Source organism: Stenotrophomonas sp. CASM114 (assembly GCF_049384325.1).
In the GTDB taxonomy this organism is placed as follows: domain Bacteria; phylum Pseudomonadota; class Gammaproteobacteria; order Xanthomonadales; family Xanthomonadaceae; genus Stenotrophomonas; species Stenotrophomonas muris.
The window spans coordinates 1-24,167 of sequence record NZ_JBMRGJ010000024.1 but is presented as its reverse complement, the minus strand read 5'-3'; the positions used below and the strand labels follow the sequence as shown (position 1 = coordinate 24,167).

21 protein-coding genes are annotated in these 24,167 nt (G+C 67.7%); 15 read left to right on the top strand and 6 right to left on the bottom strand.

The window, feature by feature from the left end; genetic code table 11:
• Positions 1 to 5 precede the first annotated feature (5 nt).
• The gene (locus VG566_RS17735) at positions 6 to 1,220 is read left to right on the top strand and encodes an FtsX-like permease family protein (protein ID WP_032958343.1); all 1,215 of its coding nucleotides are present in this window, start codon (positions 6 to 8) and stop codon (positions 1,218 to 1,220) included.
• A gap of 53 nt (positions 1,221 to 1,273) precedes the next feature.
• Positions 1,274 to 1,969 carry an ABC transporter ATP-binding protein gene (locus VG566_RS17730; protein ID WP_032958346.1) on the top strand — a complete coding sequence of 232 codons (696 nt, stop codon included), beginning with the start codon at positions 1,274 to 1,276 and terminating at the stop codon, positions 1,967 to 1,969.
• A gap of 79 nt (positions 1,970 to 2,048) precedes the next feature.
• Here VG566_RS17730 and VG566_RS17725 read toward each other — a convergent pair whose 3' ends face one another.
• Positions 2,049 to 5,399: an autotransporter serine protease gene (locus VG566_RS17725; protein WP_241884845.1), complete on the bottom strand. Its 3,351-nt coding sequence runs from the start codon at positions 5,397 to 5,399 to the stop codon at positions 2,049 to 2,051.
• A gap of 178 nt (positions 5,400 to 5,577) precedes the next feature.
• Here VG566_RS17725 and VG566_RS17720 point away from each other — a divergent pair, with 178 nt between their 5' ends.
• From VG566_RS17720 to VG566_RS17710, 3 genes are all read left to right on the top strand, one after another.
• On the top strand, positions 5,578 to 6,036 hold the full coding sequence (locus VG566_RS17720) for a hypothetical protein (protein WP_241884846.1): 459 nt from the start codon (positions 5,578 to 5,580) through the stop codon (positions 6,034 to 6,036).
• Between the two features lie 45 nt (positions 6,037 to 6,081).
• Positions 6,082 to 6,282, top strand: a complete 201-nt coding sequence (locus VG566_RS17715) for a hypothetical protein (protein WP_134965937.1) — start codon at positions 6,082 to 6,084, stop codon at positions 6,280 to 6,282.
• A gap of 104 nt (positions 6,283 to 6,386) precedes the next feature.
• A complete protein-coding gene (locus VG566_RS17710; protein ID WP_032958352.1) occupies positions 6,387 to 6,737 on the top strand; it encodes a VOC family protein in 351 nt (116 codons plus the stop codon).
• A gap of 15 nt (positions 6,738 to 6,752) precedes the next feature.
• Here VG566_RS17710 and VG566_RS17705 read toward each other — a convergent pair whose 3' ends face one another.
• Positions 6,753 to 7,382 carry a TetR/AcrR family transcriptional regulator gene (locus tag VG566_RS17705; RefSeq protein ID WP_197556699.1) on the bottom strand — a complete coding sequence of 210 codons (630 nt, stop codon included), beginning with the start codon at positions 7,380 to 7,382 and terminating at the stop codon, positions 6,753 to 6,755.
• Positions 7,383 to 7,506: 124 nt separating this feature from the next.
• Between VG566_RS17705 and VG566_RS17700 the strand changes: the two genes are divergently transcribed.
• A complete protein-coding gene (locus tag VG566_RS17700) occupies positions 7,507 to 8,979 on the top strand; it encodes an MFS transporter (RefSeq protein WP_241884847.1) in 1,473 nt (490 codons plus the stop codon).
• An 11-nt stretch (positions 8,980 to 8,990) separates the two neighbouring features.
• Here the strand turns inward: VG566_RS17700 and VG566_RS17695 are convergent, their stop codons facing one another.
• The gene (locus tag VG566_RS17695; protein WP_046432675.1) at positions 8,991 to 9,296 is read right to left on the bottom strand and encodes a KGG domain-containing protein; all 306 of its coding nucleotides are present in this window, start codon (positions 9,294 to 9,296) and stop codon (positions 8,991 to 8,993) included.
• A 194-nt stretch (positions 9,297 to 9,490) separates the two neighbouring features.
• On the opposite strand from VG566_RS17695, the gene VG566_RS17690 reads away from it, so the two are divergent.
• Positions 9,491 to 10,975: a DUF4434 domain-containing protein gene (locus VG566_RS17690; RefSeq protein WP_241884848.1), complete on the top strand. Its 1,485-nt coding sequence runs from the start codon at positions 9,491 to 9,493 to the stop codon at positions 10,973 to 10,975.
• Positions 10,976 to 10,979: 4 nt separating this feature from the next.
• Here the strand turns inward: VG566_RS17690 and VG566_RS17685 are convergent, their stop codons facing one another.
• Entirely contained in the window at positions 10,980 to 11,444 is a 465-nt protein-coding gene (locus VG566_RS17685) for a MarR family transcriptional regulator (RefSeq protein WP_241884849.1), read from the bottom strand.
• Between the two features lie 49 nt (positions 11,445 to 11,493).
• Between VG566_RS17685 and VG566_RS17680 the strand changes: the two genes are divergently transcribed.
• The 3 genes from VG566_RS17680 to VG566_RS17670 all read left to right on the top strand — a co-directional run bounded on the left by VG566_RS17680 (position 11,494) and on the right by VG566_RS17670 (position 16,140).
• Positions 11,494 to 12,405, top strand: a complete 912-nt coding sequence (locus VG566_RS17680; RefSeq protein WP_241884851.1) for a S41 family peptidase — start codon at positions 11,494 to 11,496, stop codon at positions 12,403 to 12,405.
• Between the two features lie 98 nt (positions 12,406 to 12,503).
• The gene (locus VG566_RS17675; RefSeq protein ID WP_164232975.1) at positions 12,504 to 13,397 is read left to right on the top strand and encodes an NAD-dependent epimerase/dehydratase family protein; all 894 of its coding nucleotides are present in this window, start codon (positions 12,504 to 12,506) and stop codon (positions 13,395 to 13,397) included.
• Positions 13,398 to 13,608: 211 nt separating this feature from the next.
• Positions 13,609 to 16,140: a methyl-accepting chemotaxis protein gene (locus VG566_RS17670; RefSeq protein ID WP_277877765.1), complete on the top strand. Its 2,532-nt coding sequence runs from the start codon at positions 13,609 to 13,611 to the stop codon at positions 16,138 to 16,140.
• Positions 16,141 to 16,218: 78 nt separating this feature from the next.
• Here VG566_RS17670 and VG566_RS17665 read toward each other — a convergent pair whose 3' ends face one another.
• Positions 16,219 to 16,605 carry a DUF2628 domain-containing protein gene (locus VG566_RS17665; protein WP_014648516.1) on the bottom strand — a complete coding sequence of 129 codons (387 nt, stop codon included), beginning with the start codon at positions 16,603 to 16,605 and terminating at the stop codon, positions 16,219 to 16,221.
• Positions 16,606 to 16,822: 217 nt separating this feature from the next.
• Between VG566_RS17665 and VG566_RS17660 the strand changes: the two genes are divergently transcribed.
• A complete protein-coding gene (locus VG566_RS17660; protein ID WP_005419553.1) occupies positions 16,823 to 16,993 on the top strand; it encodes a hypothetical protein in 171 nt (56 codons plus the stop codon).
• A gap of 60 nt (positions 16,994 to 17,053) precedes the next feature.
• Here VG566_RS17660 and VG566_RS17655 read toward each other — a convergent pair whose 3' ends face one another.
• Positions 17,054 to 19,099 carry a TonB-dependent receptor domain-containing protein gene (locus tag VG566_RS17655; RefSeq protein ID WP_164167084.1) on the bottom strand — a complete coding sequence of 682 codons (2,046 nt, stop codon included), beginning with the start codon at positions 19,097 to 19,099 and terminating at the stop codon, positions 17,054 to 17,056.
• Between the two features lie 496 nt (positions 19,100 to 19,595).
• Between VG566_RS17655 and mdoH the strand changes: the two genes are divergently transcribed.
• From mdoH to VG566_RS17635, 4 genes are read left to right on the top strand one after another with little or no spacing between them, the layout of a single operon-like run.
• Positions 19,596 to 21,521, top strand: a complete 1,926-nt coding sequence (gene mdoH / locus VG566_RS17650; protein WP_049404751.1) for a glucans biosynthesis glucosyltransferase MdoH — start codon at positions 19,596 to 19,598, stop codon at positions 21,519 to 21,521.
• A gap of 50 nt (positions 21,522 to 21,571) precedes the next feature.
• Complete coding sequence (locus VG566_RS17645) at positions 21,572 to 22,231, top strand: alpha/beta hydrolase (RefSeq protein WP_014648513.1); 660 nt, start codon at positions 21,572 to 21,574, stop codon at positions 22,229 to 22,231.
• A gap of 3 nt (positions 22,232 to 22,234) precedes the next feature.
• A complete protein-coding gene (locus VG566_RS17640; RefSeq protein ID WP_414615637.1) occupies positions 22,235 to 23,278 on the top strand; it encodes a sensor histidine kinase in 1,044 nt (347 codons plus the stop codon).
• A 10-nt stretch (positions 23,279 to 23,288) separates the two neighbouring features.
• Entirely contained in the window at positions 23,289 to 24,020 is a 732-nt protein-coding gene (locus VG566_RS17635) for a LytR/AlgR family response regulator transcription factor (protein WP_241884850.1), read from the top strand.
• Positions 24,021 to 24,167: the final 147 nt, after the last annotated feature.

Here is a 24,167-nt window from a genome sequence, read left to right as displayed (position 1 = left end):
CCACCATGCAGATCGGCATCGTACTTTCGGCCCTGCGCCGGCACCGCCTGGCGACCTTCCTCATCGCGATGGAGATCGCATTGGCCTGCGCCGTGCTGTGCAACGCGATCTTCCTGATGATTGAGCGGAACGCTGCAATGCAGCTGGTCAGTGGCCTGGACGAGTCACGGCTGGGGGTGATCCAGCTCGACGGCATCGATGCCGAGCGCGCCAACGATGTCAACGCGCGGGTCGTTGGTGCATTGCGGGGGCTGAGCGGCGTGACGGCGGCCGGGCTGGTCAGTGCCATGCCGTTCGGCAGCCCGGGCATACGCGCCGGCGTCAACCTGGACGAGGACCAGCAGGTGCCCGGCGGTGTTCTGGATTTCTACCTGGCCGATGCCGTGGCCCTGGACGCGCTGCAGTTGCACCTGGTGGGGGGGCGCATGCCCGGTGCGGACGAGTTCGCACCGACCGATGAACTGGTGCCGGCCAATCCCCCGGCGCTGGTCACCCAGGAGCTGGCCCAACGCTACTGGCCCGGCGAAAACGCCGTGGGCAAGAGCCTGTGGGCGATGGATACCCGGCTGCGGGTGATCGGCGTGGTCGAGCACATGGCTGTATCCCGCCCCGGCCGCGGTGAAGCCAAGGGCTCGGACTGGTCGGTGATCGTGCCCGCATCGCAGGGGCCGCGCCTGACCGGCCGCTATCTGGTGCGCGCCGAGGCCGGCGACATGAACCGCGTGATGCGCGATGCGCAGCAGGCAATCCGCCGTGTCGCGCCGGACGTGGTGTTCGATGTCGAAGGCAGCCGGCGCATCTCCGAACTGCGCGAGCGGCATTTCGAAGGTGACCGGGTCATGATGGGGCTGCTGGGCGGTGTCATCATCGCACTGCTGGCTGCCACTGCCCTGGGCATAGTCGGACTGGCCAGTTACTGGGTGGAGCAACGTCGCAAGCAGATCGGCATCCGCCGCGCGCTGGGGGCCACGCGCACCGATGTGATGCGCTATTTCCAGATCGAGAACCTGCTGATTGTCTCCATCGGCATCGCGGCCGGGGCTCTGCTGGCCTACGCGATGAACCTGACGCTGATGCGCTTCTACGAACTGCCGCGCCTGCCACTGCTGTACCTGCCGGTGAGTGCGGTGATCCTGCTGCTGCTGGGCCAGGCGGCGGTACTGCTGCCGGCGCTGCGTGCCGCGGCCATCGCGCCGGTGTCGGCCATCCGTTCGTTGTGAGTCCCGCAGCGGCCTTGGCCGGTCGCTGCTTCCATCTGCAAGCGAGAATTCCCATGCTCAGGATGCAAGGCGTCAGCAAAGTGTTCCAGGTGGGTGAAGTCATGACCCATGCATTGCGCTCCATCGACCTGTCGGTGCAGGAGGGCGATTTCCTGTCGATTACCGGCCCTTCCGGCTCCGGCAAGTCCACACTGCTGAACATCCTCGGTCTGCTCGAGGGCTTTTCCGGCGGCCACTACGCGATCGGCGGCGTGGATGTTGGCGGCATGCGCGACGCGGCGCTCAGCGCGCTGCGCAACGAGAAGATCGGCTTCGTGTTCCAGGCGTTCAACCTGATTCCGGACCTGACCATCCAGGCCAATGTGGAGGTGCCGCTGCGCTACCGTGGCATGGCGGCAGCCGAATGCAGGCAGCGTGTGGTCTCGGCACTGGCCCAGGTCGGGCTGGGCAGCCGCATGTCGCACTATCCCGGCGAACTGTCGGGCGGGCAGCAGCAGCGCGTGGCGATCGCCCGCGCCATCGCGGGTACGCCGGCCCTGCTGCTGGCTGACGAGCCGACCGGAAACCTGGACTCGCAGATGTCGCAGGGGGTCATGGAGATTCTGCGTGAGCTCAACCAGGGCGGCATGACCATCATCATGGTGACGCATGACAAGGAGCTGGCGGCATGCGCTGGTCGCAGCGTCCACATCGTGGATGGGCAGATCGTCGAGGTCACAGCGCAGGCCATGCAGGCGCTGTGCGCCTGAGCTGAAAGGGAATCACCTGCAAGCAGAAGGGGCGGCCGATCGGCCGCCCCTCCTGTTTTCATCGCATTGCAGGCACAGATCAGAAACGCACGGACCAGCGTGCATTCGCACCATGGTCACGGCTCTCGCTGCCGAACTGGCCGCTGTAGCCCAGCTCCAGCTGCTGGCGCGAGGTCAGCCACGCCGACAGGCCCAGTTCGGCCACCATCGCGTTGTCGGCGATCGGCGCGCCGTTGACCGCGAACGTGGAGCTGCCATTGGCAAACGCAAGGTTGGCGACCTGGCTGCGATCCCCCGAGGCACGACGATAGCCGACACCCCCGCGCAGGTGCAGCCAGCTGTCCTGCTGGAACGAAGCCTTCAGCCCCTTGTCGAAGCGCACGCCGGCGGTGGCGATCGTGGTTCCGGTGTCGTCCACCTTGCCCTGCAGCGCCGCTGCTCCACCGCGTTCGCTGATGCGCTTGAGGTCCACTTCCACGCGCGCCACCTGCAGGTACGGCTCCAGCCCGGCTTCGGGGCCACCGAAGCGATAACCAGCTTCGATGAAGGCCTGGCGGGTGCGGGCGTCGTAACGCGCGCTCAGGCTGTCACTGAAACCTGCGAAGGCGACTTCACGCGTGCTCTTCACCTCGTGCTTGCTCCACGCCACACCACCGCGCAGGCCGAAGCCGCCCCAGGTGTGGCTGGCGTAGGCACCGAAGTGCGTGTTGTCGATCTTCGACTTGGCGCGGCGGTCCTGCTGCGTGACGTCGGTACGGCCGGTACCGGCCAGCACGCCAACCTGCCAGCCGGAGAACTCGCGGTCGATGCCGACCAGCAGGCCGTTGCTGTTGGCCTCGGTGCGGGCGGTGTTGAAGTCACCGTCCAGCCTGCTGTTGCCACCGATGGCCTGCACCCATGCACCCGTCGCATCACCCACGTCGCTGCCGGGCGCGCTGGCGCCGGCACGGCGTGACAACGCGGCATCGCGCACGTAGCGGCTGCCCTCGACCAGGGCGATGGCCGTGGCCGGATGCAGCTCGCCGCTGAGGCCATCGAGCACGCCACCGACCTGCTGCGGGAACAGCTGGGTCAGCGGCTTGGGCAGGCCCTGGGCGATCGGCAGCAGGTCGGCGGCGGCCGCCACCGCACGCTGGTTGGGCGTGTTGGCAGCCGTGGCCAGCGAAGCGCCACGGGCAACGTCGATGCGCGTGCCATTGGCACCGTAGGCCAGGCTGAACTGCAGGAAAGGCGAGAACGCACTGAAGTCGGTCTTGGCGAACTGGCCGCTGATGCCACCGTCGGCACGCAGGACGTTGAACTGTTCGCCGAGGTAATACACGCCCGGTTCCGGCAGGGCGACCAGGGTGCCGCCCAAGGTGGCGGTGCCGGTCACGTGCAGCTGGTCACTGCGGCCACCCGGTGCCAGCTCCGTCGCATACACGCCGGTGGCGCCCTGCACGTAGTTGCCGTTGATGGTCAGCGTGCCGATCGAGTTGCCCGGCGCAATGATGCCGTCCACGCGGGTGTTGCCGAGCGTGCCGACGCCCTTCAGCAGGCCATTGGCGCCGACGGTGGTGGTGCCACCGGCCTGCGTGCCGTTGAAGGACACCACGCCGCCGTTGACCACCAGGTTGCTGTTATCCAGCACGCCGCTGGTGCTGACCGTGCTGACGCCGCCGGTGGTGGTCAGGGCGGTGGAGACCAGGCTGCCGTTGAGCAGCAGCCGGCCACCCTGGACCTCGACCGCCGAGGTGAGCGTGTTGGCGCCGTTCAACTCCAGCATGCCGTCCTGCACCACGGCGCCGTTGAAGCTGTTGTTGCCGCTCAGGCGCAGCCAACCGATACCGGATTTGGTCAGCTTGCCGGGGCCGCCGATGTCGTTGGTCCAGTTGTCCCACGCATCGCCTTCCCAGACCTTCAGGCCGCCGGCCCTCTGGTTCATCACCACGTTGGTGTCCACGCGCAGCGAACCATAGCCTTCGATGGCCTTGCGCAGGTCGACCATGCCCCAGCCGTAGATTGCATCGATGCCTGGCGCGCCGAGATCGCGTGCGGTGGTCAACAGCACGTCGCGGACCTGGGCGTTGTCCAGGTACGGGAAGCGCTCCATCAGCAGGCCGAGGGCGCCGGTGATATGGGGGGCGGCCATCGACGTGCCGGTCTTGGTGCCGTAGACGTAGCTGGTGTTCTCGCTGTCGATGATCAGCCGCACGTAGGCGGAGGTGTTCTCGATGCGGCCCTGGATATCGCCGGAGACGATGGTGCTGACGATATCGGTACCGGGGGCCGAGATGCACCAGTTGGCGGCAACCCCGCAGATGCTGGAACTGCCATCGATCACGTAGTCGGTTTCACCTGCGGCGGTGTCGGGCCGGCGGACATTGGCGACCGCCAGCCAGTACGGTTCCAGTTCGGGCTTCCAGCGCGGCATCGAGGCGGTGATGCCGGCAACCGCACCGCTGCCGTTGCCAGCCGACCACACCTGGATGAGAGTGGAGCCTGGGGCATCGCCATTGTTGGCGTAGATGCTGCCGTACACGCCGTAGTCGGCACCGATGCTGGCGTACTGCTGGTCCAGCGCGGCGGCGGTCATGTTGCGCGTGGAAATGCCCCAGCTGTGATTGATGGCGCGTACACCCTGCGCCTGGATCTGCGCATACATGTCCAGCGTGGCGGCATCATCCGGATCGGTGCGGTACACCGCGCGCGGACGATAGAACCTGTCCGGGTCCAGGCGCCACTCGTAGTAGGTGTCACCGAACACGCGGGCGGCAGTGAGATCCGCACCAAAGGCCACGCCATGCATGCCAGTGCCATTGCGGTTGGCGCCGATGGTGCCAAGCACATGCGTGCCGTGATCGGCGTAGCTGAAGCCATAGGGCTGGCCGGCGGCGATCAGGCGTGCCGCCAGTGAGGCCGGAACGCCGGCGCCCAGTCCGTAGTAGTTGTAGCCGGGCTGTTCGCCGCGGGTCTGCCCGCAGGCGCCGGCCCCTGCGACCACGCCCGGCGTCGCACAGTCGGCACCGATGGTGATGCTGGAGGTATTGCGTCCTGCAAACTCCGGATGCGCCAGTGCGGAGCCCGAGTCGAACAGCGCCAGGCGTACGCCCTTGCCGGTCAGGCCGCGCGCATAGGCGTAGTCCGCGCCCATCGCGCCCAGGCCCCAATCGGCGTTGAATTCGTCGCTGCGCCAGCTGGCCGGATCGCCGGGATTGCCAAGAACGGCGGTGCTGCTGGTGGCAGCTGCCGTGGCCGTGGTTGCAGGTGCGGTGCTGGCAGCGGGCTGCGCCCACGCGGCCTGCAGCTGGCGCTGCTGCTGCCAGGTCTCGAGTGATTCGCTGGCCATGGCTGGCAGTGCGGTGGCCAGCAGCAGCGAGCTGGCGACGGCAAGCGCCAGCGGGCGATGCGACAGGGAGCGGGACGAACGGCCGTACAGCGGGTGATTCATCGGACAACTTCCTTGGTTGACGGACAACAAGGCCGTTAACGCCAACGCATGGCGATATCCCCCAGTAATGTGAAGGGAATTTTATGAACGTGTTAATGTTTTGTGATCGGTGCATGGTGTGGCTCCAGCGGGCAGGGCACCGTGACCCGTCCTTCCGAGGCTGGCTTCGGAAGCGTCCATGCGTACCGCATTCCGTAAACCACCGTTGGCGATATTGGGTGGTGCCGATCCTGGCAGCGACGCGTTCGAGCGCGCAGCTGGTGGCCAGGTGCCCAGCGCCATCCCGGAAGGCAGCATGCCGCAGGCCGACTGGCCGGCCACGGTGGTGGTGCCCTGTGGCATGGGGGATGCGCGCAACCTGATCATGGCCCTTGCCGGTGATGCCTGCATCGTCAGCGGTGGGCGCGCCTGCACGATCTCGGAGGTTTGGCTGCACAAGCGGCCGCTGCTGCCGCTTGCAGGGGCAGGTGGCGGGTCCGACGCGCTGCCGGACACCCGCCGGACGAGCGCGGCAATTCGCCGATCCTGCCGTGGCGCAACAGTGATGAGCTGGCCGGGCAACTGCGTGTCCTGGGAATGCTGCAACACTGAGTCCAGCCGCATCCGCCTTCACCCAACGTCCCGTGTGCAGCGCTAAGGTGGCCCGGCCTGGGCTCCCCAGGCTTATCAAGGAGTGATGTCGATGCGTACTTTCAGGAAAGTGATCGCCGGTGCTGTGTTCGCGTTGGCCTGCAGCGGCTCGGTGGCCGTGGCCGGACCGATTCCGCCCTGCGATCTGCCCTGCTGGAAGGCCTACCAGGCGTGCGTAGCCGGTGGGGGTGATGCCATGGAATGCCAGTACGAATACGATCGATGCGTCATGGAGCGCTGCGGCGCGGTGTAAGCCCAGCCATGATCGGCTGATGACGGGCCCCGTCCATGACGGGGCTCTTCTGTTTGTGCGCAGGGTCGGGCACTCTCGGCGCATTCTTCCTGGTGGAGTGGAACATGGCCGTCATGCGTGTCGTCGCCAACATCGCCACGTCTGATCCCGCCCGCGCCGCTGCATTCTATGGCGAGCTGCTCGGCATGCCGGTGGTGATGGACCATGGCTGGATCGTCACCCATGGCGGGCAGGGCAGTGCGCTGGCGCAGGTCAGCTTCGCCAGCGAAGGGGGTTCCGGCGCACCGGTGCCGGACCTGTCTATCGAAGTGGACAACCTGCAGGAGGTGCTGGAACGCATGCACGCGGCTGGCATCGCGCTGGACTATGGGCCGGCCGACGAGCCCTGGGGCGTGCGGCGCTTCTTCGTCCGCGACCCGTTCGGCCGGCTGTTGAACATCCTCGCCCACGCCTGAGCGACGGCGGGCGCTTCAGCGACGGGTGCCGCCACGCTTCGGCGCCGGCGACACGCCGACCATGCGCAGGCAATCGGCCACCACCGCCGCAATGAAGGTGTCGGCGTCCTGCGTGGGCGCAGCGATCAGGTCATCGGTGGCGCCATGTACGCCGGCATAGATCAGCGAGGCCGTGATCTGCGGTGCCGGCAGCTGCCACAGGCCTGCACGGGTGCCCGCCTCGAGGATGTCGAGCAGCTGCTGCTGGATGGCGTTGCGCTCGGCATTGCCGCGGTGGTGGTGGTGATGGTTGGCGTAGACGACGTCGTGCAGTGCGTGCGTGCGCACATAGGTCTCGATGTTGGCGCGGATCCAGGCGCACAGTCGCGCCACGCCATCGTGGGCAGGCTGCTGCTGAACGGCATGGTCGACCTCGGCCATGAACTGCAGCGTGTAGCGCTGCGCCAGCGCCTGCAGGATCTCGGTGCGCGAGGCGAAGTAGGTATAGAACGTGCCCTTGGCCACGTCGGCGGCGGCCACGATGTCACTGATGGTGGTCGCTTCCACGCCCTGTGACAGGAACAGCGCCTGCGCGGCGTCCATCAGCTCTTCCTGGCGGGTTTCAGCGGGTTTGGTGCGGGGCCTGGCGACTGCGGGAATCTGCATGGGGCGGGGTCCGGGTGCGACGGTCGCCATTCTAGCTTCCCCCGGCAATGACTGACCGCCGGTCATTGACTGACGGTCAGTCAGCAAACTACGATGCGCGCACGCTCCCTCCCGGCATCCGCACATGCAACGCTTCCGACGGCCGGCCCTGGTGCTGGCGGCCTACCTGGGCACCTTCCTCGCCTCGCTGGACATCAGCATCGTCAACGTCGCGCTGCCGACGCTGCAGCAGGCACTGCACACCGACATGGCCGGGCTGCAGTGGGTGATCAACGCCTATGCCATCGCCCTGTCCGCAGTGATGCTGTCGGCGGGGCCGCTGGGTGACCGCTATGGCCACCGCCGCATGTGGCTGCTCAGCGTGGCGACCTTCACCGTGGGCTCGCTGCTGTGTGCCTGCGCAGGCAGTCTTTCCGCACTGGTGGCAGGGCGGGCGGTGCAGGGGGTGGCCGGCGCCCTGCTGATCCCGAGTGCGATGCCGATCCTCAGCCATGCGTTCCCTGATCCGCGCCAGCGTGCACGCGCGATCGGGGGCTGGTCGGCGTTCAGCGCGCTGGCGCTGGTGCTGGGGCCGCTGCTGGGAGGCGAACTGGTGCAGCACGCAGGTTGGCCCAGCATCTTCCTGATCAACCTGCCGCTGGGCCTGCTTGCACTCGCGCTGGGGGCCTGGGGCATTCCTGAGCGACGGCATCCGCAGCACGCCGCGCTGGACCCGGCCGGGCAGCTGCTCAGCATCGTCGCGCTGGGTGCACTCAGTTACGGCCTGATCGCGATCGGCGAGCACGGCCTGCTGGCACCTTCGACCCTGCTGGCGCTCGGCATCGCAGCATCCGGCCTGGCGCTGTTTGCGTGGGTCGAGCGCCGCGTGGCGCGGCCGCTGCTGCCGCTGGACCTGTTGGCGAAGCCGGGTTTCGGCATGCTCAACCTGGCCTCGTTCGTTCTTGGATTCACCGCTTATGCGAGCCTGTTCTTCCTATCGCTGTTCTTCCAGCAGGCGCAGGGACATGGGGCTGCGCAGGCCGGTGCGCAGCTGGTACCGCAGTTCGTGCTGATGGCGGTGGTGTCGCTGCTGTTCGGCCGTCTGGCGGCGTGGTTCGGGCTGCATGCCGCGCTGGTGACGGGCTATGCAATGACAGGCATGGCGCTGTGTGCGATTGCCACGTTCGAGCCGACTACAGCGCACGGCCAGGCCAGCGCACTGCTGATGCTGCTCGGCACTGGCATGGGACTGGCGGTACCTGCGACCGGCATGGCGGTGATGTCATGCGTACCGGCCGAGCGTGCCGGCATTGCGTCGGCCACGATGAACGCGCTGCGCCAGGCGGGCATGAGCCTTGGCATCGCGCTGCTGGGCAGCCTGATGGGCCTGCGCGCGGTACGCCAGTTCACTGCGACCGCGCAGGCGGCAGGGCAGCCCGCAGTGGCCGCACAGGCGCGCACGCTGATCCTGCAGCCGTCTTCACTGCTGCCGGGGACGCAGATACTGGCCTGGTACCGCGGCGCGATGGCCAGCGGTTTCGGCTGGGCGATGGCTGTCGCGGGCGTGCTGGCCCTGTTGGCGGCGCTCGCCCTGTACCGCCAGTGCAGGCGCGCCTGAGCACGCTGCGGTCAGCCCTGCTGGCGTTGCGGCCCTTCCTTCGTCGGCGCGGGTTCGGCCGCGTGCTGCCGCTGTTGCCGTGCATTGGCGTGGCGCGCGTGCCCGCCTTCGCGGCCGATCGCTGCCATGTGCTGGCGATTGCGGCTGATCGCCTCGCCGCCCTTGCGGCCCGCCACGCGTGCCTCGGCCGGGCTGAACTCATGTGCATTGCCGGACGCATGCGCGGCGCGTCCACCCTTTGCGGCAATCGCGCGCTGCTTGTCCCGGTCCATCGAAGCGAAGCCGCGATGGGAGGTGCCGTGATGCTGGTCAGCCATGTGAAGGCTCCCGGTGCATGGAAGGGGAGCTCATCCTTGCGTGTGCCCGGCTAAGGCAGTGTCCGCACCGGCGGTGCTGCCCTCACGCCACGCCGCACCGGCTTTCACGGCGCAACTACGCCGCTGCTCGATGAGCGCCGCTTGGCTAGGATGGACCGGCATGGCGGATGACCGCCCAGACAGGAAAGGACGCCGTGAACAGATTCGGATGGCTTGTACTGCTGGCCTGCGCTGCACCGGCCCATGCGGACACTGCGCTGCTGAGCGGCAGTTTCGTTCACTTCGGTTATTCGTCCACCGATGAGCAGCTGCCAGCGGCGCAGCTGCCGCTGTTCCTCGACGAACTGCGGGACCTGGGCAACGACACGCTCATCATCGGCCAGACCCGCGCCACCCGTGCCGGCGTGGGCTGCGCCAGCAGCGCGCAGGATTTCGAATGGATCGCCGGCTTCCCGGCCAAGCTGGGCACGGTGCTGGACGCGGCCGCAGCGCGTGGGATGAAGGTCGTGGTCGGCACCACCTACAGTTCGGGCCAGTGTGCGGCATTCTGGCAGGGCTCGAACGCTGCAGCGGTGGCGCAGGACGCAGCGCAGTCGATGGCGCAGCTGGCCCAGCAGTACGCGATGCATCCGGCATTCGCCGGCTGGTACATCACCGATGAGCCCGCGCAGGTACCGGCCGAGCGTGCGTCGTTCTATCGTTCAATCGTTGCCACACTGAAAGCGGCGACGCCGTCCAGGCCGGTGATGGTGGCGCCCTATCTGGCATCCTCCAGCGTCGACCCGGCCAGCGTGGCCAGTGCTGCGCTACGGTTCCGCTCTGCCACGGGGGTCGACGTGCAGATCTGGCAGGACGGCATCGGCGCGGCGTCGCACGCGAAACTGTTCCAGTGGGATCGACCGGGCTATTCCACCGAGCAGTACTACCAGGCGTTGTCGGCGCAGCTGGGCGCCAGCGCTGTGTGGGCCGACATCGAGCTGTTCAACCATGGCAGCCCGCTGTTCCTTGATACCGGTAACGGCCTGTCCGGTGCATACCGGTCGGCGTCGGTGCAGCGCATCAACCAGCAATTGTGGAGCGCGCGTTCGGCTGGCAAGCGCGTTGCCTGGCTCAACCAGTACCACATGTCCGAAGTGGTTGGCCCCGGCCAGGGCTACGGCGAGGCGCCGCGGATGATGAACACCTATCGCGGGTTGTACGGGTTGGGTGCCTCGTACATCGTCGATCCGGTGCAGACCACCTATCACTACAGCGTGGCGCCGGCGACCAGCTATCCCGACGGCAGCGGCCATGAGCTGTTCGACCGCCGGGTAGGCGACCCGCGCAATCCGATGGACGCGGGCTGGGTAGGCGTGCACGGCAACGTCAGCATCACCATCGATCTGGGCCAGCGCCGACGGGTGGACTGGATCGGCCTGCATACGATGACCCGCCCGGCCTGGGGCATCGTCACGCCGACTTCGGTGGAGGTGATGTGCGCCGAGCCCGGAACTGCCGCCGTAACCATCGGCACGCTGTCGGCACCCTTCACCCAGTCCGGCGTGATGGGCTCGACCGAAGAGGAGTACGTGCTCGGCAATGCAGCCCCCCTGGCTGCGCAATGCCGCACGCTGGAGCTGCGCGTGGCCAACGGCAGTTGGACATTCCTCAGCGAGATCGAGATGGCTGCAGAGCAGTAACGCCTCAGCGCCGGCGGGCGTCCTGCAGGCGCTGTGCGAAGGGCCGTTGTTCGAGCGCCACCAGTGCTTTGCGCAGCACCTGCTCCAACGACTGCCCCAGATCGGCATCGAGGCTGCGTGCCGCCACTGCGGTGGCCTGCCATTGCGCCTGCAGCACAGGCATCGCGCGCTGCGCGCGCGGGCTCAACTGCAGGATGCGTTCGCGCCCGTCGTCACCATTGGCAGTGTGCAGCCAACCATCGCGCACCATCGCCGCCACGGTCTGGCTGAGCGCCGAATGGCTGAGCCCGCAGGCCAGCGCGAGGTCCTTGATCCGGCAGGGGCCCTGCGCCATCAGCGTGCGCAGCACCGGCGTGTAGCGCGGCCGGTAGTCCAGTTGCAGGTGCCGGTAGGCCTGCTCGACGGCCGGGTCCAGCCGGTCCAGCAGTGCGCGCAGCAGGGTACCCAGCGTGGCGTGTTGGAGATCCATGAGTGGGATGATATATAAGCGCTTATATATCCTCAATGCGGGGTGGATGATGGCGGTCTCCTGGATGCTCGGCGCGCTGCTGGCGACGGCCTGCCCGGCGCAGGATGCGGTGCTGCAGGCGGCCGCCAGCGCCGTGCAGGCGCAGTACCTGGACGAGGCGGAGGCCGCCCGCATCGCCGATGCCCTGCGCAGCTGGTCGGCGCAGCAGCGCTATGCGGACAGCTGTTCGGATCCTGCTGCGTTCAGCGCACGCCTGAACCAGGACCTGGACATGTTCGATGGCCACTTCCACGTTGAGCGCGTGGACGCAGCTGCCGGCCAGGACGACTGGTTGATGGCTTGGCGTGCCGATGCCCGCAGCAATGGTGCCGGTGTGCGCGAGGTGCGGGTGCTGGAAGGCAACGTTGGCTACCTGCGGCTGAGTACCTTCTATCCGCTGGATCTGGCGCGGCCGAAGTTCGCTGCGGCCTTCACGCTGCTGGCCGACACCGATGGCCTAGTGTTGGATCTGCGCCAGAACGGGGGAGGCGACGATGCAAGTGCCGACCTGCTGGTGCGCACGCTGCTGGACGCGAAGATCGGCGCGGTGCAGCAGCTGGACCAGCGTGGCCGGCGCACGCCGGTACCGCTGCCGCCTGCCAGCCTGCCTGTGTACCTGAAGCCGCTGGTGGTGCTGATCGACCGGCGTACCGGTTCGGCGGCCGAGTTCGTCGCCTATTCGCTGCAGGCCCTGGGCCGCGCGCGCATTGTCGGCACGCGCAGTGGCGGTGCCGCGCATATGTTTGGTGATCCTGTGCTGCTGCCCGATGGCTATCAGATCAGCATTTCCGACCGGCAACCGATCAATCTGCGCACCGGCGGCAACTGGGAAGGCACAGGCGTGAGGCCTGATGTGGCCGGCGGCGACGATCCGCTGTTCATCGCGCGGCAACTGCTGGCGCCTGAGAAGTCGTCAAGATGAACGCACGATTGCAGGGCTGTCCTATCGCAGATGCGCGAATGCATGCCTAGAATCGAAGCATCCCGGTAGTTCCCGGGCGCTTCGAGTGAATGGACTCAATGAAGATTCTGTTGACCGGCAGTTCCGGGCGCATCGGGCGCGCGATCTTCGGTGCGTTGGCGGCCGCCCACGAAGTGGTGGGGCTGGACCGCAGCCCGTTCGCCACCACGCGCATCATTGCCGATGTCACCGATCGCCAGGCGGTCACGCGTGCGGTGCAGGGCGTGGACGCGGTCATCCATACCGCGGCCCTGCATGCTCCGCATGTCGGCCTGGTGCCGGACGCGGTATTCCAGCAGATCAACGTGGAGGCAACCGCGCACCTGCTGCAGGCCGCACGCGAAGCCGGCGCACGGCGTTTCGTGCTGACCAGCACCACCGCGCTGTACGGCCATGCCGTGGTAGCCGGTGGCTGCCGTTGGATCGATGAAGAAACCGAGCCGCTGCCGCGCACGATCTACCACCGCACCAAGCTGCAGGCCGAGACCCTGGCTGAAGCTGCCGCCACGCCGGGCTTCAGCGTTCGCGTGCTGCGCATGGGCCGGTGCTTCCCGGAACCGCCCGAGCGCATGGCGATGTTCCGCCTGCATCGCGGCATCGACGCCCGCGATGTGGCCAGCGCACACGCTGCACTGCTGCTCGACGAAGGCGCCCGATTCGCCCGCTATCTCGCCTGCGCACCGACGCCGTTCCGGCGCGAGGACTGCCTGGAACTGGCCACCCACCCGCGCAGCGTGCTGGCCCGTCGCGCGCCGCAGCTGCTGGCCGAGTTCGAACGCCGTGGCTGGCCGCTGCCATTGAGCATCGACCGTGTCTACGACAGTGCCCGCCTGCGCAGTGAGCTGGGCTGGCAACCGTGCTTCGGGCCGGATGACGTGCTGCAGCAGTATGCCGTCGGCAGCATCGAGGTACTGCCGCGCGCGCAGTGGATCAAGGACCGCGTGGCCGAGTGAGGCCATCGCGACGGACGGGTGGCTGACCCGACCCTGAGCAGATTCAGGAATGTGCAGGCCGGTCGCCTCAACCTCGTTGGCGGGCGGCCGCTAACCCGGTGCGCTTCCAGCGCCGGGCCCGCCCGGCGGCCGGTGGCCTGCGCGACGGATCGCGCGCCTGCGCGGTGCCTTCGTGGTGCCGGTCGTCCTGAACTGCCTTGCGGACCCTCCCATGCCTTCTTCCCGTTCCGCCGCTGCCCGCCGCCCGGGCAGCATCGCCCACAAGCTGATGCTGGGCACCGCCGCGATCGCGCTGCTGTGCTTCGGCCTGACCGCGTTCCTGATCTACCGACAGGCCAGCGCCAGCCTTATCAGCGCCTCGCGCCAGACCATGACCAGCGAGGCGACCGCTGAGGCGCGCCAGGTGGCGGCCGATCTGGGCACCGCCTTTGCCAGCAACGATGCCATGGTTGAAAGCGTGCTGGCCCAGCGCGCCCGTGGTGACGTGCCCGACCGCGCCAGCCTGGCGGCTGTGCTGGGCGAGCAGCTGCGCGCCCATCCCGAATGGCTGGGCAAGAGCACCATGTGGGAGCCCGATGCCTTCGACGGCAAGGATGCCGAGTTCGTCAACACCGAGGCGCACGATGCCACCGGCCGCTACATGAGCTACTGGGCCTGGCAGGAGGGCAAGCCGCAGCAGTCGGTGATGACCGATTACACCGAGACCGCCAGCGGTTCCGGTGACTGGTACATGGTGCCCAGCCGCGACAAGCTGCCGAAAGTGAGCGAACCGTATGCCTATGACATCGCCGGGCAGCAGGTGCTGATGAGTACGCTGAGCACGCCGATCATCGAGAACGACAGGTTCCTCGGTGTCTTCACCGTCGACTTCTCGCTGGCAGCGTTGCAGAAGCACCTGGCCACGCTGAAGCCGATGGGGGCCGGCCGCGTCGAACTGCTGTCGCCGAAGGGCGTGGTGCTGGCCTCGGCCAATGCCGCCGAAATCGGCAAGCCTCGCAACGACGCACTGACCCGCAGCATGCTGGCCGAGATCGCCGCCGACCGCCCCTTCGAGGCCTTCAGCCCCGATGCGGCCGGCAACGTGCGCGTGTATGTGCCGCTGCGCGTGGGCGATGCCCCGCAGCGCTTCGCGCTGGGCGTGGTGATGCCGCATGCGGTGATCGTGGCCGAAGCGCGCCAGCTGCTGTGGCTGACCCTGCTGGTCGGCGTGATCGCCGCGCTGACCCTCAGCGCCGGTGTCTACATACTGCTGCGCCGCCTGGCGATCCGCCCGCTGGCCGAAGCGGTGCGCGTGGCCGGTGACGTCGCCGCCGGCAAGCTGGACAGCATCCTGCCTGCGCGCAGCAACGACGAAGTGGGGCGCCTGCTGGACGCGATGCAGGGCATGCGCGGCCAGCTGCAGGCGGTGATGGCTGCGCAGGCCGAAATGGCGCGCCGCCACGATGCCGGTGAACTCAGCTACCGCATGGATGCCGCGGCGTTCCCGGGCGAGTACGGCCGCATGGTGGCCGACAGCAACCAGCTGGTGGCCTCCAGCAACGCGATCACCCAGCGCCTGGTTGAAGTGATGCAGCGCTATGCCGTCGGCGACCTCAGCGTGGACATGGAAGCACTGCCGGGCGAGAAGGCGGTGTTCACCGCTGCGATGGCGACCACCAAGCGCAACCTGGCCGCGATCAACGAGCAGATCCAGCAGCTTGCCGCTGCGGCCGCCGCCGGTGACTTCGCCGTGCGCGGTGATGCACTGCGCTTCGACCACGACTTCCGCCGCATGGTGGAGACCCTCAACACCATGATGGAAGTCAGCGACCACAACCTGGCCGCACTGTCGACGCTGCTGCGCGCGATCGCCGGCGGTGACCTCAGTACCCGCATGCAGGGTGACTTCCATGGGGTGTTTGCGGTGATGCGCGACGATGCCAACAGCACCGTGCAGCACCTGACCCAGATCGTCGGCCAGATCCAGCAGTCGGCAGCCAGCATCCGCCTGGCCGCCGGTGAGATCGCTGCCGGCAACAGCGACCTGTCGCGCCGTACCGAACAGCAGGCTGCCAACCTGGAAGAAACCGCCGCGTCGATGGAAGAACTGACCTCCACCGTGCGCCAGAACGCCGACCACGCGCTGCAGGCCAACGCGCTGGCCGGTTCCGCGGCGGGCGTGGCCAGCGAAGGCGGCCAGGTGGTCAGCCAGGTGGTGCACACCATGGAGCAGATCGAGGCGTCTTCGCAGCGCATCGCCGAGATCATCTCGGTGATCGATGGGATTGCGTTCCAGACCAACATCCTGGCGTTGAACGCAGCAGTGGAAGCGGCGCGCGCCGGTGAGCAGGGCCGTGGCTTCGCCGTGGTTGCCAGTGAAGTGCGCGCGTTGGCGCAGCGTTCGGCGGGTGCTGCGAAGGAGATCAAGGAGCTGATCGACGCCTCGGTGGCCCAGGTCGGTGCCGGTGCGCAGCTGGTGCACGGCGCGGGGCGCACCATGCAGGACATCGTCGGTCAGGTCGGTCGGGTCAACGAGATCATGGCCGAGATCTCGGCCGCGTCGCGCGAACAATCGGCCGGCATCGAGCAGGTCAACCAGACTGTGGTGCAGATGGACGAAACCACCCAGCAGAACGCCGCGCTGGTGGAGGAAGCCAGTGCCGCCGCGCGTGCGATGGAGGAGCAGGCCGAGCAGCTGGCGGTGGCGGTGTCGCGCTTCCGCCTGCAGGCCGAGCCGGCGGCCGTGGCACGCCGCGCGGCCTGATCGCGCAAATGAAGACGCCCGGCGGGGGCCGGGCGTCGGTTGCATCCTTGCCGCGCATCCCTGCGCCGGTCTGATGGCTTAGAACATTCCTTCAAACGGGTTCCAGCTGGCGCGACCTTCCACCTTCTCCAGGTAGTAGCTGTAGTTGGTGCTGGAGGCGACCAGCAGATTCATCGCGATGAACAGCATGCGCCCGACGACGTCGGGAAGGAACATGCTGACGATGGCCAGCGCGATGTTGATGCCGATGACCACCAGCGCCTTGCGCCACATGCCCAGGATCAACAGGTAGATCGCACCGAAGAACAACGCGAAGAAGTTCAGGTTGATCTTCAGGCGGTCACCGAACGACAGCGCCTTCCAGGCCTGCTTGAAACCGGGATTCTTGGGCGCGCCATGCTGGCGGAAGAAGTTGAAGCGGAACTGCCACTTCGGGCTGAACTGGGACAGGTCAGTGGTATTCATTTTGGGGAAACATCCCTGTGAGAAAACGTTTTCATGATAAGGCAAGTCCTATTCAGGATCCAAGGGCTGCCGTCAAAAATGTGACGCGTGCCGTGTTCCACGTGCTGCGGCCGGGTGCCGCACCGTCACCCGCCCGCCTTGTTTTTAGGATAGGGTGCGCAGTTCCGCTGCCGCCCCGGTTGGACCCGTGCGGCGGCGGGATGTCCATGGAGGTTGCATGACCACACCTGCTACACCGGAAAACGCACCGGGACCGGTGCTCCTGCCGACACCTGAAGTGGTGCAGGCACAACAACTGCTCGCACGCCAGCAACTGGCGGTGGCGATGGACCGTGCGCGCACGGCCGCCACGCGGGACGCGGCACCGGCCGCGCTGGAAAGCGAGTAACCCGCAATACCGTCGATCGCGCTGGCATGTCGCCAGCGCGATCACGGCGCGTGCCGCCGGTCAGAAGCGCGCGGTCATGCTGAGGAAGTAGCTGCGCCCGGCGACGAAGTAGTCGGTGGAGCCTTCCGCATACAGCTTCTTGTCGGCCAGGTTGCTGACGCCACCGCGCAGGGTCAGCACCTCGTTGACGTTCCATGCGACGGTCAGGTCATACAGGGTGTAGGCCTTGAGGAAGGTCGTGGCGGTGCCGGTCTGCTTGCCGGTGTACTGCGCCGACAGGCTGCCGGAGAACACCGTATTCGGCGACCAGTCCAGCGACGAGTAGCCGGAGAATTCCGGCGTATCGATCAGGTTGCGGCCGGTGGTCAGGTTCCTGGCTTCCTTCATCCAGGTTGCCGAGGTGCGCCAGCGCCACTGCTCGCCGAAGCGGACGTTGAAGTTGCCTTCCATGCCGCTGGTGCGCGCGCGCTGCACGTTGCTCATGCGCGTCCACCAGATGCCGTTGAAGCGGCCCAGCGGTGCGTATTCGATCTTGTTCCGGAAGTCGGTGTGGAAGTAGGTCACGCCAACATCGATCAGGTCATTGTCGAAGCTGATGCCGATCTCGCGGTTGGTGCTGGTTTCCGGATCCAGGTCCGGGTTGCCGGCCATGTAGCACCCGCCGCGGGTATACCCCAGCGGGATCAGCGAGGTGCAGCCACGGCCGCCGGACTGGGTGGCAGCGGTGGCCGAGTTCTCGGTCAGGCTGGGCGCACGGAACCCCTTGGAGACGCCACCGCGGATGGTCCACTGTTCGGCCGGATGCCAGACCAGGTACGCACGCGGGCTGACGTGGCCGCCGAACTTCTCATGGTGGTCCAGGCGCGCGCCCACGGTCAGGGCCAGGGTGCGGTGCAGCTTCAGTTCGTCTTCGACAAACAGCGCCCAGGTATCCACTTCCAGGCTGGAGCCGCTGACGGCGTTGCCGGCGTAGTCGATCGGTGCGCGGCCGATGGTATCGGTGTTGGTCAGTTCCTGACGCTTCCACTGCCCACCCACGGCAAACTGGTGTTCAACGCCCAGGGTGAACGGCGTGGTCAGGCTGCCTTCGATGATCGTGTCGGTGGCCTCTGAGCGGCCGGTGGCGCCGATGTCGTTCTTGTATTCGGTCCAGTACGCGCTGAGCCTGGAGGTGCCGAAGCTCCACGTGCCATCGTGGTTGAGCGCCAGCGAGCTGCGCTTGAGCTCACTGGCTCCCCAGGCGCCTTCGTCCTGCTTTTCCAGCGACGCATCGATGAAGGCCTGCTGCACGCCATGGCCGGCTTCCAGCGACAGTTCCTGTGCGTCGCTCAGCTTCCACTGCAGCAGCGCATCGACAGTGCGGTCCTTCTCGCCGGCGTAGGCATTGCCGTAGACACCGTGGTTGGACTGGTCCGAATCACGGCGCATGCTGTTGGCACCGATGCGCAGGCCGAAGCGTTCGCCCAGTGGGCCGGAGAAGGTCGCGCCGATCTGCTGGGTATCGCCGCGCTTGCCATCACCGGGACGGGTGTAGCTGTGGGTGGCGCTGCCGTTCCATTCGTCGCCGATGCGCCGGGTGATGATGTTGATCACCCCGCCCATGGCGTCGGAGCCGTACAGCGAGGACATCGGCCCACGCACCACTTCGATGCGTTCGATCTGGTCGGGCGAGATCCAGTTCAGGTCCTGGCGGCCGAGGTCGGGGCGGTAGTTGGTCGCGGCCGAGCTGCCCATGCGCTTGCCGTCCACCAGCACCAGCGTGTAGTTGGACGGCATGCCGCGCAGCTTGATCTTGGACTGTTCGCCGACGGCGCTGAGGCCGCCGGTCACGCCCGGCACGCGGCTGAGCAGGGTGGCCAGGTCGGGAACCGGCTGGCGCTCGATGTCCTCACGGCTGATCACGCTGATGCTGGCCGGGGCATCCTTGATCCATTGCTGGCTGCCCGAGGCGGTGACCACCACGGTATCCAGATCCTTGGTGGAGGCATCGGCGCCGGCCTCTGCAGCGGCCAGGCCTGGCAGGGCCAGCAGGCAGGCGGAGGCCAGGGCAGGGGCCAGGCGGGTGCGCGGCAGGCGCGCGGAACGGGAACGGGACGATGGGGACATGGCGGCTTCCATGGGAGGTGGGGTGACCCGGTGGAAGCAGCAGGCGCAGGCAGACAGCAGGCAGCCACCCTTCCGTGGGTCGTCGGTGCGCGCGGTGTGGACCGGCGCAGCTGGGTGGGTCGCGGCCGTGCCGAAGACGGTGACCTGCCTGGTTAATGAAATGATAACCGTTCGCGTTTGATACGATCCAGTACCCGGGGCGATGCAATGACATCTGGCCATCCCCCGACGTGATCGCCTGCTATTTGCTGAATGGGGATAAATCCCGGCGTAGGCCTTCGCACCCGGCTTACATCCAGCGCCCTAGACTGGGCCGCATTTTCGATTCCGCCCCGTTGGAGATCGTGTGGGTTCCGGTAGTGACAGACATCGACTGTGCGGCCTGAAGCCGACACAGTCTGGACAAGTGCGGGCGCCGGGAAAGCGCGCCGGGAACCTTGGTGCATGCAGCCCGGCCGGGATGGCCGGCCGTGCCGACGGCGCGGAGTAGGCGGCGATGGGGGTGCAGACCATCCATGCGGAAGCAGAAACGCCCCGGCTCGACGCCGGCTGGGCGCTGCTGCCCGCTGAATCTCCGTTGCAGATGCCCGAACAGACCCTGCGCGAAGGTGCACTGAAGGTCCGGCGGCATCGCACGTCGCCGCGCCTGATCGGCCTGCGCCGGCTGTACATCTTCGGTGGCACGCTCGGCATGACCGCCGTGGCCACGCGGATGATGTGGCGGGTGCTGTCGGCCAATGGCATCAGCGTGCTCGAAGCCTGCCTGCTGGTGCTGTTCGTTGGCCTGTTTGCCTGGATCGCGCTGTCTTTCGCCAGCGCCCTGGCCGGCTTCCTGACCGCCGTGTTCGACCGTGGCTATCGCCTCGGCATCGACCCGGACAAGCCGCTGCCGACCGTGCACAGCCGCACCGCGCTGCTGATGCCGACCTACAACGAAGACCCGCGCCGCCTGCTGGCGGGCCTGCAGGCGATCTACGAGTCGGTGGCGGCCACCGGCCAGCTCGGCCGATTCGATTTCTTCGTGCTCAGCGATACCCGTCGCGAGGACATCGCCGCTGCCGAGGAGCGGGTGTTCGGCGAGCTGCGCGAGCGGGTGCCGGACGGCCAGACCCGCCTGTTCTACCGTCGCCGTGGTGACAACAGCGGGCGCAAGGCCGGCAACATCGCCGACTGGGTCCGTCGCTTCGGCGGTGCCTACCCGCAGATGCTGATCCTCGACGCCGACAGCCTGATGACCGGCGACAGCATCGTGCGCCTGGTGGCCGGCATGGAGCACAACGCCGACGTCGGCCTGATCCAGACCCTGCCGTCGGTGATCGGCGGCCGCACCCTGTTCGCACGCATGCAGCAGTTCGGTGGCCGCGTGTACGGGCCGGTGATCGCCCGTGGCGTGGCCTGGTGGCATGGCGCCGAGAGCAACTACTGGGGCCACAACGCCATCATCCGTACCCGCGCCTTCGCCGACCACGCCGGCCTGCCGGCGCTGCCGGGGCGCAAGCCGTTCGGCGGCCACGTGCTCAGCCATGACTTCGTCGAAGCAGCGTTGATGCGTCGTGGCGGCTGGGCCGCGCACATGGTGCCCTACCTCGGTGGCAGCTATGAAGAGGGCCCGCCGACGCTGACCGATCTGCTGGTACGCGACCGCCGCTGGTGCCAGGGCAACCTGCAGCACGGCAAGGTCGTGGGCAGCCGCGGCCTGCACTGGATCAGCCGCACGCACATGCTGATCGGCATCGGCCACTATTTCACCGCACCGATGTGGGCAATGCTGATGCTGATCGGCATCGCCATCCCGCTGTTCCAGGAGGGCATCGACTTCAATGCCCTGCTGCACCTGTCGCCCAGCGTGTACTGGCGCGCACAGGACGAAGAGCAGGTGGTGCGCCTGTTCGCCGCCACGATGGCGGTACTGCTGCTGCCCAAGGTGCTCGGTTACCTGGCGATGCTGCTGGACCCGGTCGACCGCCGTGGCTGCGGCGGTGCGATCCGTGCCTTCGTGTCGATGCTGGTGGAAACCGTGCTGGCCGCGCTGATGGCGCCGGTGGTGATGTACGTGCAGTCGCGGGGCGTGGCCGAAGTGTTGTCCGGCCGCGATTCCGGCTGGGATGCGCAGCAGCGTGACGACGGCGGCATCTCGTGGCTGGCACTGATCCGCGGCTACGGTGGCCTGGGTGTGTTCGGCGCCTTCATGGGCGTGCTGGCCTGGGCCGTGTCGCCGTCGCTGGCGGCGTGGATGGCGCCGGTGGTGATCGGCATGGTGTTGGCCATTCCGGTGGTGGCGCTGACCTCCTCGCGTGGTCCGGGCGCCTTCCTGCATCGCCTGGGCCTGCTGGACATTCCCGAAGAGAACATCCCGCCACCGGTACTGGTCCGCGCCGCGCAGCTGCGGCGCGAAGCGGCCGAGCAACCGCCGCTGTACTGATTGCCCCACGCCAGCGGCATAATGCGGCTCGAACTTGAAGGAGCCGCATCATGCTGCAAACGGTGGAACAGGAAACCGGCGCCTCGCCGCAGTGGTCGGTGATCTGGCTGCACGGCCTCGGCGCCGATGGCCATGATTTCGCGCCGATCGTGCCGGAGCTGGTGCGGCCGCACTGGCCGGCGCTGCGCTTCGTGTTCCCGCACGCACCGGTGCGGCCGATCACGATCAACAACGGCGTGCCCATGCGCGGCTGGTACGACATCGTCGGCATGGACTTCCGGTCGCGTGCCGACATGGCCGGCGTGCAGGAATCGGTGGTGCAGCTGGACGCGCTGATCGCGCGCGAGATCGAGCGTGGCGTCGCGGCGGAGAAGATCTTCCTGGCCGGCTTCTCGCAGGGTGGTGCGATCATCCTGACTGCTGCGCTGTCGCGTACCGCGCCGCTGGCCGGCCTGATCGCCCTGTCCACCTATCTGCCCGAAGCCGACAGTGCCACGCGCGTTGAAGGCGCGGTGCAGGTGCCGGTGTTCATGGCCCATGGCAGTGGCGACCCGGTGATCCCGCAGGCCGTGGCGGCCCACAGCGCACAGGCGCTGCGTACGCTGGGCCTGGACGTGGCGTGGCACAGCTACCCGATGGCCCACCAGGTCTGTGCCGAGGAAATCCAGGCACTGGGTGACTGGCTGCAGGAACGGCTGGGCGCGGCCTGAGCCATGCCCCTGGCCAGCCCATCGCCGTGGATGCCGGAACTGTGCCGCCTGCCGCGGCTGGCGGCGATGCTGGGCCTGGCCGAGCTGGTGGTGGTGGTGCTGGCCCTGGCCCCGGATGGCAGCCGCCACTGGACCGTTGGCGAGCTGCTGTCAGCCAGCGGCTTCGCCTTGTGGCTGGCGCTGGCCGTGACCGCCAGCCTGTGCCTGCTGCGGCAGGCGCTGTCCAGGCTGCCGCAGGTGATGGGGGCGGTCGCTGCCATCGCACTGGCGGCCCTGATCGCGGTCGTCTGCGCCGGCATCGTGCACGCGCTGTACGCGGTGCTGGGTGACAGCTTCGCCAACGGCATCAGCTTCTGGCGCTTCACCCTCGGCAGCGCCGCCACCACCGCGCTGATCACCGCGCTGGCGCTGCGCTACTTCTATGTCAGCGACCGCTGGGCCGCGCAGGTGCAGGCCAATGCACGCGCCCAGGCCGATGCGCTGCAGGCGCGCATCCGCCCGCATTTCCTGTTCAACAGCATGAACCTCATCGCCAGCCTGCTGCATCGGGACCCGGCGGTGGCCGAGCGTGCCGTGCTCGACCTGTCCGATCTGTTCCGTGCTGCGCTCGGTGCAGGCGAGGGCGATTCCACCCTGCGCGACGAATGCGAACTGGCCGAGCGCTACCTGTCGATCGAATCGCTGCGCCTGGGCGAACGCCTGCAGGTGCGCTGGCAGCGTGACGAGCCGCTGCCGTGGGACCTGCCATTGCCAAGGCTGGTACTGCAGCCGCTGGTGGAAAACGCCGTGCTGCATGGCATTTCGCGCCTGCCCGAGGGCGGCACCATCGAGCTGCAGCTGCTGCGCGAGGGCAACGATCTGCAGATCCGCGTGCGCAATCCCGCGCCTGATCCGCAGGCGCCCGGGCTGGCCCTGGCGCGGGGGGCTGGCCATGCCCAGCACAGCATCGGCCATCGGCTGGCCTGGCGCTTTGGCAGTGCCGCGCGGATGACGGCTGGCTGGAGCGAGGGCTACTATGCCTGCCAGGTGACAGTGCCGATCCAGTGAGGGGACGATCGTGAGGGTAGTCATCGCCGATGACGAACCACTGGCGCGTGAGCGCCTGCGCAGCCTGTTGGCCGCACAGGACGGCGTGGACGTGGTGGCCGAGGCCGGCAACGGCGAGCAGGCCCTGCACGCGTGCGCGGAGCTGCAGCCGGACCTGGTCCTGCTGGACATCGCAATGCCTGGGCTGGACGGCCTGGAAGCAGCCCGCCACCTGGCCAGCTTCGAACCGCGGCCGGCGGTGGTGTTCTGCACTGCCTACGATGCGCATGCGCTGTCGGCCTTCGAAGCGGCAGCCATCGATTACCTGATGAAGCCGGTGCGCGCCGAACGCCTGGCCGCGGCGATTGCACGGGCACGCACGTTCCTGGCCGGTCGCGATGGCCAGCCGCAGGCGCACAGCGGGCAGCAGGCACGCAGCGTACTGTGCGCACGCCTGCGCGGCAGCCTGCGGCTGATTCCGCTGGACGACATCCACTACCTGCAGGCCGAAGAGAAGTACGTGGTGGTGCACCACGCGCGCGGCGAGGACCTGATCGAGGAATCGCTGAAGTCGCTGGAAGAAGAGTTCGCCAGCCGCTTCATCCGCATCCATCGCAACTGCCTGGTGGCGCGGCACGAGCTGGTGGAGCTGCGCCGCGGCTCCGGCGGGCAGGTGCAGGCGGTGCTGCGGCATGGCAGGCAGCCGCTGGAAGTCAGCCGCCGCTGTGTGGCGACGCTGAAGCATGAACTGTGGCATCTGTGAGTGGTCCCGCGCGGCCTGCGGCCGCGACTGCTTACAGATCAACATCAACATCAAGATCAACAGCAGGTTGGCCGGCTCGTTGTTCTTACGTGCTGGGTCGGGCCGGGGTGGGGTGGCGGGACCGTTGGCGCCATGGATGGCGCCATC

Excerpts from the sequence above, each read along its gene's own strand:
- VG566_RS17735 (WP_032958343.1), top strand. The coding sequence starts at position 6 with ATGCAGATCGGCATCGTACTTTCGGCCCTGCGCCGGCACCGCCTGGCG.
- VG566_RS17730 (WP_032958346.1), top strand. The coding sequence starts at position 1,274 with ATGCTCAGGATGCAAGGCGTCAGCAAAGTGTTCCAGGTGGGTGAAGTC.
- VG566_RS17725 (WP_241884845.1), bottom strand. The coding sequence starts at position 5,399 with ATGAATCACCCGCTGTACGGCCGTTCGTCCCGCTCCCTGTCGCATCGC.
- VG566_RS17720 (WP_241884846.1), top strand. The coding sequence starts at position 5,578 with ATGCGTACCGCATTCCGTAAACCACCGTTGGCGATATTGGGTGGTGCC.
- VG566_RS17715 (WP_134965937.1), top strand. The coding sequence starts at position 6,082 with ATGCGTACTTTCAGGAAAGTGATCGCCGGTGCTGTGTTCGCGTTGGCC.
- VG566_RS17710 (WP_032958352.1), top strand. The coding sequence starts at position 6,387 with ATGGCCGTCATGCGTGTCGTCGCCAACATCGCCACGTCTGATCCCGCC.
- VG566_RS17705 (WP_197556699.1), bottom strand. The coding sequence starts at position 7,382 with ATGCAGATTCCCGCAGTCGCCAGGCCCCGCACCAAACCCGCTGAAACC.
- VG566_RS17700 (WP_241884847.1), top strand. The coding sequence starts at position 7,507 with ATGCAACGCTTCCGACGGCCGGCCCTGGTGCTGGCGGCCTACCTGGGC.
- VG566_RS17695 (WP_046432675.1), bottom strand. The coding sequence starts at position 9,296 with ATGGCTGACCAGCATCACGGCACCTCCCATCGCGGCTTCGCTTCGATG.
- VG566_RS17685 (WP_241884849.1), bottom strand. The coding sequence starts at position 11,444 with ATGGATCTCCAACACGCCACGCTGGGTACCCTGCTGCGCGCACTGCTG.
- VG566_RS17680 (WP_241884851.1), top strand. The coding sequence starts at position 11,494 with ATGGCGGTCTCCTGGATGCTCGGCGCGCTGCTGGCGACGGCCTGCCCG.
- VG566_RS17675 (WP_164232975.1), top strand. The coding sequence starts at position 12,504 with ATGAAGATTCTGTTGACCGGCAGTTCCGGGCGCATCGGGCGCGCGATC.
- VG566_RS17670 (WP_277877765.1), top strand. The coding sequence starts at position 13,609 with ATGCCTTCTTCCCGTTCCGCCGCTGCCCGCCGCCCGGGCAGCATCGCC.
- VG566_RS17665 (WP_014648516.1), bottom strand. The coding sequence starts at position 16,605 with ATGAATACCACTGACCTGTCCCAGTTCAGCCCGAAGTGGCAGTTCCGC.
- VG566_RS17660 (WP_005419553.1), top strand. The coding sequence starts at position 16,823 with ATGACCACACCTGCTACACCGGAAAACGCACCGGGACCGGTGCTCCTG.
- VG566_RS17655 (WP_164167084.1), bottom strand. The coding sequence starts at position 19,099 with ATGTCCCCATCGTCCCGTTCCCGTTCCGCGCGCCTGCCGCGCACCCGC.
- mdoH (WP_049404751.1), top strand. The coding sequence starts at position 19,596 with ATGGGGGTGCAGACCATCCATGCGGAAGCAGAAACGCCCCGGCTCGAC.
- VG566_RS17645 (WP_014648513.1), top strand. The coding sequence starts at position 21,572 with ATGCTGCAAACGGTGGAACAGGAAACCGGCGCCTCGCCGCAGTGGTCG.
- VG566_RS17640 (WP_414615637.1), top strand. The coding sequence starts at position 22,235 with ATGCCCCTGGCCAGCCCATCGCCGTGGATGCCGGAACTGTGCCGCCTG.